14 protein-coding genes are annotated in these 13,473 nt (G+C 68.6%); 8 read left to right on the forward strand and 6 right to left on the reverse strand.

Annotated features, from left to right (window positions below; all coding sequences use genetic code 11):
* Positions 1–60 precede the first annotated feature (60 nt).
* The 6 genes from DDF62_RS21305 (at position 61) to DDF62_RS21330 (ending at position 4,025) form a co-directional block, all read left to right on the forward strand.
* Entirely contained in the window at positions 61–600 is a 540-nt protein-coding gene (locus tag DDF62_RS21305) for an SH3 domain-containing protein (protein WP_116490957.1), read from the forward strand.
* Between the two features lie 86 nt (positions 601–686).
* Positions 687–1,202 (forward strand): 3-hydroxyacyl-[acyl-carrier-protein] dehydratase FabA, encoded by a 516-nt coding sequence (gene fabA / locus DDF62_RS21310; protein ID WP_101720350.1) that lies wholly within the window; start codon positions 687–689, stop codon positions 1,200–1,202.
* Between the two features lie 69 nt (positions 1,203–1,271).
* Positions 1,272–2,486: a beta-ketoacyl-ACP synthase I gene (fabB, locus tag DDF62_RS21315; protein WP_116490958.1), complete on the forward strand. Its 1,215-nt coding sequence runs from the start codon at positions 1,272–1,274 to the stop codon at positions 2,484–2,486.
* Between the two features lie 86 nt (positions 2,487–2,572).
* Positions 2,573–3,388: an enoyl-ACP reductase FabI gene (locus tag DDF62_RS21320; RefSeq protein WP_101720348.1), complete on the forward strand. Its 816-nt coding sequence runs from the start codon at positions 2,573–2,575 to the stop codon at positions 3,386–3,388.
* Positions 3,389–3,474: 86 nt separating this feature from the next.
* A complete protein-coding gene (locus DDF62_RS21325) occupies positions 3,475–3,708 on the forward strand; it encodes a ribbon-helix-helix domain-containing protein (RefSeq protein ID WP_116490959.1) in 234 nt (77 codons plus the stop codon).
* Entirely contained in the window at positions 3,705–4,025 is a 321-nt protein-coding gene (locus tag DDF62_RS21330) for a type II toxin-antitoxin system RelE/ParE family toxin (protein ID WP_116490960.1), read from the forward strand. The genes DDF62_RS21325 and DDF62_RS21330 overlap by 4 nt, the downstream gene beginning before the upstream one ends.
* Here DDF62_RS21330 and DDF62_RS21335 read toward each other — a convergent pair.
* The 5 genes from DDF62_RS21335 to ccmA all read right to left on the reverse strand — a co-directional run bounded on the left by DDF62_RS21335 (position 4,022) and on the right by ccmA (position 8,778).
* Positions 4,022–4,630 (reverse strand): TetR/AcrR family transcriptional regulator, encoded by a 609-nt coding sequence (locus DDF62_RS21335; RefSeq protein ID WP_116490961.1) that lies wholly within the window; start codon positions 4,628–4,630, stop codon positions 4,022–4,024. The genes DDF62_RS21330 and DDF62_RS21335 overlap by 4 nt on opposite strands.
* Positions 4,630–6,225: a DHA2 family efflux MFS transporter permease subunit gene (locus tag DDF62_RS21340; RefSeq protein WP_116490962.1), complete on the reverse strand. Its 1,596-nt coding sequence runs from the start codon at positions 6,223–6,225 to the stop codon at positions 4,630–4,632. Before DDF62_RS21340 ends, DDF62_RS21335 begins: the two co-directional genes overlap by 1 nt.
* Before the next feature lie 12 nt (positions 6,226–6,237).
* Complete coding sequence (locus DDF62_RS21345) at positions 6,238–7,356, reverse strand: HlyD family secretion protein (protein WP_165832328.1); 1,119 nt, start codon at positions 7,354–7,356, stop codon at positions 6,238–6,240.
* Positions 7,357–7,498: 142 nt separating this feature from the next.
* On the reverse strand, positions 7,499–8,164 hold the full coding sequence (gene ccmB / locus DDF62_RS21350) for a heme exporter protein CcmB (RefSeq protein WP_116490964.1): 666 nt from the start codon (positions 8,162–8,164) through the stop codon (positions 7,499–7,501).
* A complete protein-coding gene (ccmA, locus tag DDF62_RS21355) occupies positions 8,161–8,778 on the reverse strand; it encodes a heme ABC exporter ATP-binding protein CcmA (protein WP_116490965.1) in 618 nt (205 codons plus the stop codon). The genes ccmB and ccmA overlap by 4 nt, the downstream gene beginning before the upstream one ends.
* 181 nt (positions 8,779–8,959) lie before the next feature.
* Here ccmA and acnA point away from each other — a divergent pair, with 181 nt between their 5' ends.
* Positions 8,960–11,647, forward strand: coding sequence for an aconitate hydratase AcnA (gene acnA, locus DDF62_RS21360; RefSeq protein ID WP_116490966.1), 2,688 nt, complete (start codon positions 8,960–8,962; stop codon positions 11,645–11,647).
* 172 nt (positions 11,648–11,819) lie between these two features.
* A complete protein-coding gene (locus tag DDF62_RS21365) occupies positions 11,820–12,530 on the forward strand; it encodes a DUF1223 domain-containing protein (protein WP_116490967.1) in 711 nt (236 codons plus the stop codon).
* 12 nt (positions 12,531–12,542) lie between these two features.
* Here the strand turns inward: DDF62_RS21365 and DDF62_RS21370 are convergent, their stop codons facing one another.
* A complete protein-coding gene (locus DDF62_RS21370) occupies positions 12,543–13,205 on the reverse strand; it encodes a hypothetical protein (RefSeq protein ID WP_116490968.1) in 663 nt (220 codons plus the stop codon).
* Positions 13,206–13,473 lie beyond the last annotated feature (268 nt).

Genomic DNA, 13,473 nt, shown 5'->3' on the forward strand with positions numbered 1-13,473 from the left:
AGCCTTTCCCTGACGGGCGTTGGAAATCTGTAGCAAAGGGGCCGGAAGCGGCCAAGCAACATGCCGGTGAAATGCAAACATCGTTCGCTGGGCGGATTGGCGCTGGGCGGTCTTGCGGCGACGGCCCTGCTGCTGGCGGGGCCCGCCCTGGCCCAGGCGCCGGCCACCACGCCGTCGGGCCTGCCGGTGCCGCGCTACGTCGTGCTGAAGTACGGCGAGGTCAATGCGCGCCAGGGCCCGGACGAGCAGCACCGCCTGCTGTGGATCTACAAGGCCAAGGGCCTGCCGGTGCAGGTGGTGGCCGAAACCCGTGAGTGGCGACGGATCTGCGATCCCGAAGGCGGCTTGGCCTGGGTGCACAAGCGCACCACCGACGGCCGGCGCACGGCCATGCGAGTGCAGGACAGCCCCCTGCCCCTGCGCGCCTCGCCCAAGCCGGAGTCGCGGATCAGCGCCTATCTGGCCGGCCGCTCGATCGCCAATCTCGACAAATGCGAGAAGGGCTGGTGCCGGCTGAAGGCCGACGGCGCGTCGGGCTGGGCCCCGGAAGGCGAGATCTGGGGGGCGAAAGAGGTCCCGCAGTGTCCCGAGGGGCGCTGATTTTGGTCCCTTTCGGCGCTGCTCTCACCAATTGTCGCCGAATGTAACATTGAGGCCCGCCCCGGCGCCGTGCTAGGGGCGTTCGCATGCAAAAGAGCGCCTACACCTTCGAAGAGCTCCTGGCCTGCGGCCGGGGCGAAATGTTCGGCCCCGGCAACGCCCAGCTGCCCGTGCCGCCGATGCTGATGTTCGATCGCATCGTCCGGATCGAATCCGAGGGCGGCAAGTACGGCAAGGGCTATGTCGAAGCCGAATTCGACATCAACCCGGACCTCTGGTTCTTCGGCTGCCACTTCATCGGCGACCCCGTCATGCCCGGGTGCCTGGGCCTGGACGCCATGTGGCAGCTGGTCGGCTTCTTCCTGGGCTGGTCGGGCGCGCCGGGTCGCGGCCGCGCCCTGGGCGTGGGCGAAGTGAAATTCACCGGCCAGGTCACCCCCGAGGTCAAGAAGGTCGTCTACAAGATCGACCTCAAGCGCGTGATCATGCGCAAGCTGGTCATGGGCATCGGCGACGGCGTCATGGAAGCCGACGGCAAGGTGATCTACGAAACCAAGGACCTCAAGGTCGGCCTGTTCACGGCCGAACAGATGGCGGGTTGATCCAACCGACAGGCCGGCCGTTCTGTTCAAGGAGCCGGCTCCGGCGATCGGGGAGAAAGAGGTACTGATATGCGTCGCGTCGTCGTCACGGGACTGGGCGTCGTCTCGTCCATCGGCAACAACGCCAACGAGGTGCTGGCTTCGCTGCGCGAGGCCAAGTCGGGCGTGGTCGCCGCGCCGGAGTACGCGGAACTCGGTTTCCGCTGCCAGGTGCACGCCGCGCCCCAGATCGAGTGGGAAGGCCTGGTCGATCGCCGCGCCGCCCGCTTCCTGGCGCCCGGCACGGCCTACGCCCACATCGCCATGGAGCAGGCGATCGCCGATTCCGGCCTCGAGGAGAGCGACATCTCCAACGAGCGCACCGGCCTGATCGTCGGTTCGGGCGGTCCGTCCACCCGCGTCATCGTCGAGGCCGCGGCCACGACGAAGGAGAAGGGTCCCAAGCGGATCGGTCCGTTCGCGGTGCCCAAGGCCATGAGCTCGGGTCCGTCGGCGGTGCTGTCGACCTGGTTCAAGATCCGCGGGATCAACTACTCGATCAGCTCGGCCTGCGCGACCAGCGCCCACTGCATCGGCGCGGGCGCCGAGCAGATCCAGCTGGGCAAGCAGGACATCGTCTTCGCCGGTGGCTGCGAGGAGCTGGACTGGACCCTGTCGAACCTGTTCGACGCCATGGGCGCCATGAGCACCAACTTCAACGACCGCCCGGCCGTGGCCAGCCGCGCCTACGACAAGGACCGCGACGGCTTCGTGATCGCCGGCGGCGCCGGCGTCGTGGTGCTCGAGGAGTACGAGCACGCCAAGGCGCGCGGGGCCAAGATCTATGGCGAGCTGATCGGCTACGCCGCCAACTCCGACGGCTACGACATGGTCGCGCCGTCGGGCGAGGGCGCGGCCCGCTGCATGAAGCTGGCCATGGCGGAAGCGGGCGGCCGGACCATCGACTACCTGAACCCGCACGGCACCTCGACGCCGGTCGGCGACAGCAAGGAGATGGGCGCGGTGCGCGAGGTGTTCGGCGACAAGGCGCCGCTGATCTCGTCGACCAAGTCGCTGACGGGCCACAGCCTGGGTGCGGCCGGCGCCCAGGAGGCGATCTACTCGATCCTGATGCTCAAGAACGGCTTCGCCGCTGAGAGCGCCAACATCGAGAACCTCGACCCCGAGTTCGCCGACCTGCCGATCCTGCGCGAGCGCGCCGACAAGCCGCTCGACACGGTGATGTCCAACAGCTTCGGCTTCGGCGGCACCAACGGCACGCTGATCTTCGGCCAGGTCGACTGAGCCTTTTCCAGACACGCCGGGGCAGGCGGGTTCCGAAGCGGAAGCCCGCCTGCTAACCAGCGATCCAAGATCCAAGGAGCCGACCGATGGCCGACGACTACGCATTCCCCAAGGGCGAGCTGATGGCGGGCAAGAAGGGCCTGGTCATGGGCGTGGCCAACCACAATTCGATCGCCTGGGGCATCGCCAGCCAGCTGGCCGCCCAGGGCGCCGAGATGGCCTTCACCTACCAGGGCGAGGCGCTGGAGCGCCGCGTGCGCCCGCTGGCCGAAAGCATCGGCGTCAACACCCTGATCCCGGCCGACGTCACCGACGACGCCTCGATGGACGCGGCCTTCGCCGCCGTCGAGGAGAAGTTCGGCACGCTCGACTTCGTGGTCCACTCGGTGGCCTTCGCCAACAAGGACGAGCTGAAGGGCTCGTTCGTCGACAACACCACCCGTGAGGGCTTCCTCACGGCCATGAACATCTCGGCCTTCAGCTTCGTCGACGTCGCCAAGCGCGCCGCCAAGATCATGCCGAACGGCGGCTCGCTGATCACCATGACCTATCTGGGGTCGGAGCGGACCATCCCGAACTACAACACCATGGGCGTGGCCAAGGCCGCCTTGGAAGCGGCGACCCGCTACATCGCCCGGGACCTCGGCCCCAAGGGCATCCGCTGCAACGCCATCTCGGCCGGCGCCATGCGCACCCTGGCCCTGGCCGGCATCGCCGGCGGCCGCGGCATGATCGCCCAGGGCCGCGCCTTCAGCGCCATGAAGGAAGACACCTCGATGGAAGGCGTCGCCGGCGCCGCCCTGTGGCTGGTCTCGGACCTGGGCCGCTCGACCACGGGCGAAGTCGTCCACGTCGACGCCGGCTTCCACATGATGGGCATGCCCGACGAAGCCGAGGGTTGATCGCTTTCGGTTCAGGCTGACGAACGAGCCCGGCGGAGCGATCCGCCGGGCTTTTTCGTGGGCTTCGGTAGTGTTAGCTTAGAGATATGAGCACACTGAACATCGCTCTACCCGAGACGCTCCAGGCCTTTGTCGAGGAGCAGGCCGCTGCTCAAGGCTATGAGGGCGAGGCTGAATACGTGCGCGACCTTATCCGTCAGGAGCAGGATCGTGAGGCGCTGAATGCGCTGCTGCGGAAAGGCGAGATGTCGCCTCCAGGCCGGGTGGCCGATGAAGCTTATTTCAACGATCTTCGGGCTCGGATCCTGAAGGGACAGTGAGCTTCAAGCCGGTCATCCCCCGAACTGAGGCCGAAGCCGATGTCGAGGCGGCTGTGAGCTGGTATTTATCTCAGGCGGGCGTTTCGACTGCCCTCGGCTTCGCTGAAGCTCTGCGTGAGGCCTATCGGATCATCAGCGATCGCTCAGCCGCAGGTTCACCGCGCTACGCGTACATCCTGAGACGACCCGGCCTGCGAACCTGGCAGCTAAAACGCTACCCCTACTTGATCTTCTACTTCGACCGAGATGATCACGTGGACGTCTGGCGGGTGCTCCACGGTCAGCGCGACATCCCGGCTGGCTTGCAAGGCGACTAAGGCGCGTAGGCCCGCATGAACCGCGCCGCCGCCGCCGCCGCCAGGGCGTTGAACTGTTCGGGGGTGCGGTCGGACGGCAGGCGCAGGAGGGCGCGCAGCTGGCTGTGGCCCAGCACCATGCCGGCGAAGAACTCGGCGGCCTGCTCGGGTTCGTCGACGGCCAGGCGGCCGAGCCTCGTCTCGGTCTCCAGGAAGGCGGCCAGCTGGCGGCGGGTCTGGCGGGGCCCGGCCTCGAACACCTCGCTCGCCACGTCCGGCATCTCGCCCGCGCCCTGGATGATCACCCGCAGCACCGAATAGCCGTTGGTGGTGATCACCGTCTCCAGCATCGAGCGGGCGAAGGCCTCAAGCGCCTCGCGCGGGTTGTCGATGGCGCCGGGCTCGCGCAGCGGGGCGGTGATGCGGGCCACGCGGCGGGCCATCAGCGCCTTCACCAACTCGGCCTTGGAGCCGTAGTGGTTGTAGACCGTCTGCTTGGAGACCCCGGCCCGGCGGGCGATCTCCTCCATGGGGGCCGAGAGGCCGCGCTGGCCGATCACCTCGACGGCGGCGTCGAGGATGGCTTCGGTCTTGGCGACGTCGATCTGTCCGGCGATCCTGGGCATCAGTGGGCGTCCGATGGGGGCGGGGGGATGACCTTGGGCGGGGCGGCCAGCAGGCTGACGGCGGCGGCGACGAAACAGCCGTAGGCCAGCAGGGTGAAGCTGTCGCCGAAGGCCAGCACCGTGGCCTGCTGGTTCATCATGTTGCCGATCGCCTTGCGCGCCGCGCCGTCGGGGTCGGTGACCCCCAGCTGCTGCATGCGCGCGGCCAGGCCCGCCATCATCGTCGCCGCCTCGCCGCCGTTCGCCACCTTCGACGACATGTCGCTGAAATAGAGGGCGGTCTGCTGGGTGATGCTGGTGGCCAGCAACGCCAGGCCGATGGCGCCGCCGGTGTTGCGCGACAGGTTCACGAGGCCGGAGGCGTTCTTGACCATGTGCTGGGGCAGGGTGCTCATCGTGATCTGCTGGGTCGCGATCATCGCGATCATGACCCCGACGCCGCGACAAGCCTGGACCCCGGCGAATTCCCAGAAACCCCAGTTTTTGGTCACGCCGTGGGCCATGTACATGCCCCAGCCCGCCAGCAGGAAGCCGATGCACATCGGGATGCGCGGATCGACCTTGCGGACGATGCGGCCGGCGATCGGTCCGGTGGCGAACATCGACAGGCCCGAGACCACCATGGTGGTGCCCACTTCCGAGGCTGAATAGCCCCGCACGCGGCTGAGGAACTGCGGCAGCAGGAAGGTGCCGCCGAACAGGCTGGCGCCCGAGATCGCGGTCATCATCACGCCGATGCTGAAGTTGCGGTTGGCGAAGGCCTTCAGCTCGACGATCGGGTTCCTGTAGGTCAGCTGGCGCCAGATGAAGACGACGCCGGTGACCACGGTCACGACGGTCAGCCCCAGGATCAGGTCGTCCTCGAACCAGTTCTCCTTGGCGCCTTCCTCCAGCACGTACTGCATGCTCATCAGGAAGACGGCCATGAAGGCCAGGCCCGACCAGTCGAAGCCCTTGGCGAGGCTCGGGTCGCCCTTGTCGAAGTCGCCCCACTTGGCGACCGCGAACAGCACCAGGATCCCGGGCGGGACGTTGATGAAGAACAGCCAGCGCCAGGACAGCCACTCGGTCAGGTGGCCGCCGAGGGTCGGGCCGACGGTGGGGGCCAGGGTGACGATCAGGCCCATGATGACGCTGGCGGTGATCCGGCGCTCGGGCGGGAAGGCGGTGAAGGCCACGGCGAACACCGTCGGGATCATCGCTCCGCCGATGAAGCCCTGCAGGGCCCGCGTCAGGATCATCATGTCGATCGACGACGAAAGGCCCGTCGCGACGCTCATCAGGATGAAGCCCAGGCACGAGGCCATGTAGAGCCGCTGGGTGCCCCACAGGCGCGACAGGTATCCCGACAGCGGGATCATCACGACCTCTGGGATCAGGTAGGCGGTCTGGATCCAGCTGACCTGGTCGGCGCTGGCCCCGACGCCCGCCTGGATCTGCGGCAGCGAGGCGGCCACGATCTGGATGTCGAGGATGGCCATGAACTGGCCGATGACCATGGCCCCGAAGCCGAGGAACAGCTTGGTCCAGTCGACATCGCTCCCGGTCTTGGCCGGGGCGGGCTTGGCGGAAGCGGGCAGGGCGGCGTCGGTCACGACGGCGCGCCCTTAGCGGGCCTGGGTCGCGGTCGAGGCGCGGGCGACCTGCGCCGAACCCTGGCCGGCTTCGGCAAACGAGGCGCCCGAGCGGTCGCGGACGTCGACCTTGACCTCGACCGACAGGCCCGGGCGCAGGGCCGCGCCGACGCCGGTGCGCTCGACGGCGATCTTGACCGGCAGGCGCTGGGTGATCTTGGTGAAGTTGCCGACGGCGTTCTCGACCGGGATCAGGGCGAACTCCTGGCCGGTGGCCGGGGCGAAGCTGTCGACCTTGCCGATGATCTTCTGCTTGCCGAAGGCGTCGGCCTTGATCTCGACCGGCTGGCCGACGCGCAGGCGGGCGACCTGGGTCTCCTTGAAGTTGGCGACCACGAAGCTCTGGCCCAGGGGCACCACCGACATCAGGGCGACGCCAGGCTGCACCAGTTGGCCGGGGCGCACGGTGCGGGCGCCGACCACGCCGGCGGCGGGGGCGCGGATCACGGTGCGTTCCAGGTCGATGCGGGCCTGGTCGACGGCGGCGTGGGCGGCGGCGGCCTGGGCGATGGTCTGGGCGCGGGCCGAGCCCAGCGACGAAGCCGTGCGGCGCTCGGCCTCGAGGGCGGCCTGGGCGCTGGCGACGGCGGCGTCCGACTGCTTGGCGCCGGCGGCCTCGGTCTGGACCTTCTGCTGCGAGACCCAGCCCTGCTGGGCCAGGGAGTCGTAGCGGGCGAGGTCGGCGCGGGCCCGGCCGGCGTCGGCCTGGGCGCTGGCGACGCCCGCCTGGCGCTGCTGGATCAGGGCCTGTTCGAGGATGGCCTTGTCGTCGACGCTCTTGATGGCGGCGTCGAGGGCGGCGGCGTTGGCGATCGCCTGGTCGAGCTTGGCCTGGAAGGTCGAGGGATCGATCTTGGCCAGCACCTGGCCGGCCTCGACCCGTTGATTGTCGGCGACCAGGACCTGCGCCACATAGCCGGTGACCTGGGGGCTGACCGACACGGTGTCGGCCTGCACGAAGGCGTTGTCGGTGCTCTCGAAGCGCTGCTTGTCGATGTACCAGAACACGCCGCCGACCAGGATGGCCACGCCGGCGACGCCGGCGACCAGCAGCGGAACCAGCTTCTTCTTCTTCGTCTCGGCCATGGCCAAATCCTGAAAGGAGGTAGGCGTCCGACGGATCAATGTTCGCCTGTCGGACGCGACGGGGGATAAATGGACGATTTCGTCCAAAAATCAATCCGCCGTCGCCGCGTCATTGTGCGGCGCCGCAAAATTCCGGTCCGAGGGGCCTTTAGTCGAGGGCGTTGCGGCAGGCCGCGGCCATGGCCAGGGGGCTGAGCGCGATCGCCGCGGCGCTGTAGGCCAGCAGGAACAGCAGGCCGCCGGTCCACGGCAGGCCGCCGCTCAAGGCGTCCAGCGCGCCGGCCCCGAAGATCACCGGCGGGGCGTAGAGCGGCAGGACGATGACCGCCACCAGCAGGCCGCCGCGCTTGCTGCCCAGCGACAGGGCCGCCCCCAGTCCGCCCAGGAACGAGAAGGCCAGGCCCCCGGCCAGGGCGCAGACGAACAGCAGGGGCATGATCGCCGGCGAGGCGCCCAGCGCCACCGCCGCCACCGGGGCGGCCAGGGCCAGCGGCGCGCCGGCCGCCAGCCAGTGGGCCAGGCACTTCGCCGCCGCGACGGCTTCGAGCGGGGCGGGGCCCAGGGCCAGCAGGTCGAGCGCCCCGTCCTCGAAGTCGCGCTCGAACAGGCGCTCCAGCGAGAGCAGGGCGGCCAGCGCCAGGGCCAGCCAGGCGATGCCGGGGGCCAGGCTCGCCAACCGTTCGGGCGCGCGGCCGGCGGCGAGCGGCAGCAGGGTGACGACGCAGGCGTAGAAGGCCAGGGCCAGCAGCGGACCGCCGCCCCGGCCCCAGGCCAGGGCGAACTCGCGCCGGAAAAGGACGCCGAAGCCCCTCATGCGCCGACCTCGACCAGGCGGGCGGGGACGGGCAGGGGGTCGTGCACGGCGGCCAGAACCATGCCGCCGCCCGCCAGATGCTCGGCCAGGATCACGCCGAAGGCGGCGCGGTGGGCGGCGTCCAGCGGGGCCATCGGCTCGTCCAGCAGCCACAGGGGGCGGGGGCTGGCCAGCAGCCGGGCCAGGGAGACGCGGCGGCGCTGGCCGGCCGACAGGCGGCGGACCTCCAGATCGAGCAGGCGGCCAAGCTCCAGCCGCTGGACGGCGGCGCGGGCCGAGGCCTCGGTCCCACCGGTCCAGCGGGCCTGGAACAAGAGCTCCTCCCAGGCGGTGCGGGCGCTCTTCAGGCCGTCGTGATGGCCGGCCAGGTGCAGGTGGTCGGCGCGGGCGGCTTCGGCCTCGAGTATCCGCCCTTCGGAGCCTTCGAAGCCGATGGTTCCGGCCTGGGGGCGCAGCAGGCCGGCGACGGCTCGCAGCAGGCTGGTCTTGCCCGCGCCGTTGCGGCCGGTGAGGGCCACGGCGTCACCGCTTTCGAGGTCCAGATCCAGCCCCGAAAACAGGGTCCGCTCGCCCCGCGACAGGCTCAAACCCTTTATGCGAACGGCTCTCATCATTGGAAGTCCATGCCGCGCGCATGGACGTTGTGGGTAACCGGCGCTAAGAAGCGCTCGGCCGTCACCCTCCGCATTGGATGGGGCGTACGCGGCGCGAGGATGGACGCTGTGGGTCCGCCTCGATCGCGCGATCCCGGGAGTGGTTTTCCGGCGGCCGTGGACAGAGAAGGGATCCTTCCAAATGGCGTCTGTAGACAGCCTCAAAACCCGCCGCGAACTCGTCGTCGACGGTAAGACCTACGTCTATTACAGCCTTCGCGCCGCCGAGGAAGCCGGTCTGGCCGGCACGGGCTCGCTGCCCGTCTCGATGAAGGTGCTGCTGGAAAACCTGCTGCGTTACGAAGACGGCGTCTCGGTCAACGAAGCCGACCTGAAGGCCGTCGCCAACTGGCTGGAAAACAAGGGCTCGGTCGAGCACGAGATCAGCTTCCGCCCGGCCCGCGTGCTGATGCAGGACTTCACGGGCGTTCCGGCCGTCGTCGACCTGGCCGCGATGCGCGACGCCATGGTCGCCCTGGGCGCCGACCCGGCCAAGATCAACCCGCTGAACCCCGTCGACCTGGTCATCGACCACTCGGTGATGGTCGACAACTTCGGTGACTCCAAGGCCTACGACGCCAACGTGAAGCGTGAGTACGAGCGCAACATCGAGCGCTACCGCTTCCTGCGCTGGGGCTCGTCGGCCTTCAACAACTTCCGCGTCGTGCCCCCCGGCACCGGCATCTGCCACCAGGTGAACCTGGAATACCTGGCCCAGACCGTCTGGACCGCCCAGGTTGACGGCGCCGAAGTGGCCTACCCCGACACCGTCGTCGGCACCGACAGCCACACCACCATGGTCAACGGCCTGTCGGTCCTGGGCTGGGGCGTCGGCGGCATCGAAGCCGAAGCCGCCATGCTCGGCCAGCCGATCCCGATGCTGATCCCGGAAGTCATCGGCTTCAAGCTGACCGGCGCCATGCCGGAAGGCGCGACGGCCACCGACCTGGTGCTGACCGTCACCCAGATGCTGCGCAAGAAGGGCGTGGTCGGCAAGTTCGTCGAATTCTACGGCGACGCCCTGGCCAACCTGACCCTGGAAGACCAGGCGACGATCGCCAACATGGCTCCGGAATACGGCGCCACCTGCGGCTTCTTCCCGATCTCGGCCGCCACCGTCGCCTTCCTGAAGGGCACCGGCCGCGACGCCGAGCGCGTCGCCCTGGTGGAAGCCTACGCCAAGGAACAGGGCCTGTGGTGGGAGCCCGGCGTCGCCGAGCCGACCTTCACCGACAGCCTGGAACTGGACCTGGGCAGCGTCCTGCCGTCGCTGGCCGGCCCGAAGCGCCCGCAGGACCGCGTCCTGCTGTCGGACGCCTCGAGCAAGTTCGCCGAGTCGCTGGTCGGTGAGTTCGGCAAGGCCGAAAGCCCCGAGTTCCGCGCTCCGGTGGAAGGCGAGGACTTCGACGTCGGCCACGGCGACGTGGTGATCGCCGCCATCACCTCGTGCACCAACACCTCCAACCCCTCGGTCCTGATCGCCGCCGGCCTGCTGGCCAAGAACGCGGTCGCCAAGGGCCTGAAGGCCAAGCCGTGGGTGAAGACCTCGCTGGCCCCCGGCTCGCAGGTGGTCACCGACTACCTGGCCAAGGCCGGCCTGACCAAGCACCTCGACGCCCTGGGCTTCAACCTGGTTGGCTACGGCTGCACCACCTGCATCGGCAACTCGGGCCCGCTGCCGGAAAACATCAGCAAGACGATCAACGAGAACGACCTGGTCGCCTGCTCGGTGCTCTCGGGCAACCGTAACTTCGAAGGCCGCGTGAACCCGGACGTCCGCGCCAACTACCTGGCCTCGCCGCCGCTGGTGGTGGCCTACGCCCTGGCCGGTTCGCTGAAGATCGACCTGAACACCCAGCCGATCGGCAAGGACAAGAAGGGCAACGACGTCTTCCTGCGCGACATCTGGCCGTCGAACGAAGACATCGCCGCCCTGCAGCGCAAGTCGATCAACGAGAAGATGTTCGCCAGCCGCTACGGCGACGTCTTCAAGGGCGACAAGAACTGGCAGGGCATCAAGGTGACCGGCGGCCAGACCTACGCCTGGGAAGGCGAGTCGACCTACGTCCAGAACCCGCCCTACTTCCCGAACATGTCGATGACCCCGGCTCCGGTCACCGACATCGTGGAAGCCCGCGTCCTGGCCGTGTTCGGCGACTCGATCACCACCGACCACATCAGCCCGGCCGGTTCGATCAAGACCTCGAGCCCGGCTGGCCAGTACTTGGTCAACCACGGCGTCGAGCCGATCGACTTCAACGGCTACGGCGCCCGCCGCGGCAACCACGAAGTCATGATGCGCGGCACCTTCGCCAACATCCGCATCCGCAACAAGATCACCCCGGAGATCGAAGGCGGCGTGACCAAGCACTTCCCCTCGGGCGAAGTGATGCCGATCTACGACGCGGCCATGAAGTACCAGGCCGAAGGCCGTCCGGCCGTCGTGTTCGCCGGCAAGGAATACGGCACCGGCTCGTCGCGTGACTGGGCCGCCAAGGGCACCAAGCTCCTGGGCGTCCGCGCGGTGATCACCGAGAGCTTCGAGCGCATCCACCGCTCGAACCTGGTCGGCATGGGCGTGCTGCCGCTGCAGTTCATCCAGGACGGCTGGCAGAAGCTGGAGCTGACCGGCGAAGAGCTGGTCTCGATCCGTGGCCTGACGGATCTGGCCCCGCGCAAGCAGCTGATCGTCGAGCTGTACCGCCCGACCGACGGCCGCATCGCCCGCTTCCCGGTGCGCTGCCGCATCGATACGCCGACCGAACTCGAATACTTCAAGAACGGCGGCGTCCTGAACTACGTGCTGCGTAACCTGGCCAAGGCCGACTAAGCAGCGACGTTCTTCAGACGTTGAATACGAGACGGCCGGTCCCCCTGGGGCCGGCCGTTTTCGTTTGTCGGGGCCCCGACATCGTTGTCGTGTGGATTCCCGGCCTAGAAGCGGCCATTTCACGGCCTCGTGAGGGGCGACGCAGCGGTTTCTTGGCTTAAGTGCGCCGCACATGCGTACGGCCTTGATCTCTCTTCTTTCCCTCGCCCTGACGAGCCTCGTCGCCGCCCCGGCCGCGGCCAAGTCGCCCGTGCTGGTCGAGCTGTTCACCTCCCAGGGCTGTTCGTCCTGCGGCAAGGCCAATCTGGCCGCCGCCGAGCTGGCCGAGCGCGACGACGTCCTGGCCCTGACCTATTCGGTCGACTACTGGGACTATCTCGGCTGGAAGGACACCTTCGCCAAGCCGGCCTTCGGCGAGCGCCAGCGCGCCTACGCCAAGGCCTTCGCCCTGCGGGACGTGCCCACGCCCCAGGTGGTGGTGGCCGGAAAGGTGCAGGCCTCGGGCGCCAAGGCCGAGACCGTCGAGAAGCTGATCGACGCCGCCCACCTGCCGCCGGCCCCGGACATGGAGTTCGTCGGGACCAACCGCGTCGCCATCGGCTCGGGCGCGTCGCCGCGCGGCGGGGCCGAGGTGTGGCTGGTGCGCTTTGATCCGCGCAAGCAGGAGATCGCCGTCAAGCGCGGCGACAACCGCGGCCAGACCATCATTCACCGCAACGTGGTGCGCGAGATCGTCAAGATCGGCGCCTGGACCGGCCGCCCGAAGATGTACCGCCTGCCCGCGCTGGCCAAGGACGACGATCTGGCCACCGCCATCATCGTCCAGGGGGCCAAGGGCGGCCGGGTGCTGGGCGTGCTGCCCCCCGGCGGCAAGAGCCGGTAGGGCGGATCTCGCTCAGTACCCCCTTGGCGGCCGCCAGCCGGCCAGGCCGAGCATGAACTCGCCCAGCGCCCGCTCGTCGCCGCGCTCGGGCGACCAGCGGTTCACATAGCGATAGGTCCCGCCGCTTGCGGATTCCAGGATCCATTGCGACCCGTCCGTACCCAAGCGGCAGTCGGCGGAACTCCGGTTCAGATTCGATGCGGCCTTCAGCAGATGCTCGAAGCGGCGTTCCTCGTCCTTGCTCAACACCCTGCGCACAACCCCGCCGGCGTTTTCCTCCGGCAGGCCGGGATCGTAGCCGCCCGCCCCGGACAGCCGCGTGGCCACCAGCTCGGTCTCACCGGTGGACCAGCGGTTCAGGCGCACGATCATCGGCTTGTGGAAGGTGGGGATGAAGGTCAGCCGGTAGGTCCGCACGCCCGGCGGACGCGACTGACGCGACAAAGCGTAGAGCGAGGGCTCGTCGGCTGCCATCAGGATGCGCGGATACCATTCGGCTTCGACCTCGCTGATCACCGGCTGGCGTCTGAAGATCGGGCAGAGGATCGAGGGCTTGCGGAACTCGGGCGGAAAATAGCCGGACCCCCGCGCCGGGTCCGACGCTGCGCCGACCGGCGGGGCGGCAGCAAGCGCGCCCATGATGATCGCAATCGCCAGACCGCCGCCTTTGATCATGACCTCTCCCCCTCGCGGCCATTGTGACGGCGTGGGTTTACGGGTGTCAATCCGGTGCGGGCGCGCAAAAGAAACCCCGCCTCGCCTTAGGGGATGATCGGCGAAGCGGGGTCTTTAGGGGAGGGGATAGAAGATACGCGCCGGTCGAACGGGCCGCCCACGAGCCGGTGGGCTGGAGGGGCTGTTCAGGATCCCGGACCGCGAGGCGTTCCGATCGACCGACCATGAGACTATCGAGGGGCCAAGCGGCCGACGAAGGGCGCGATCA

This window comes from Caulobacter radicis, from assembly GCF_003094615.1.
Classification (GTDB): Bacteria; Pseudomonadota; Alphaproteobacteria; order Caulobacterales; family Caulobacteraceae; genus Caulobacter; species Caulobacter radicis.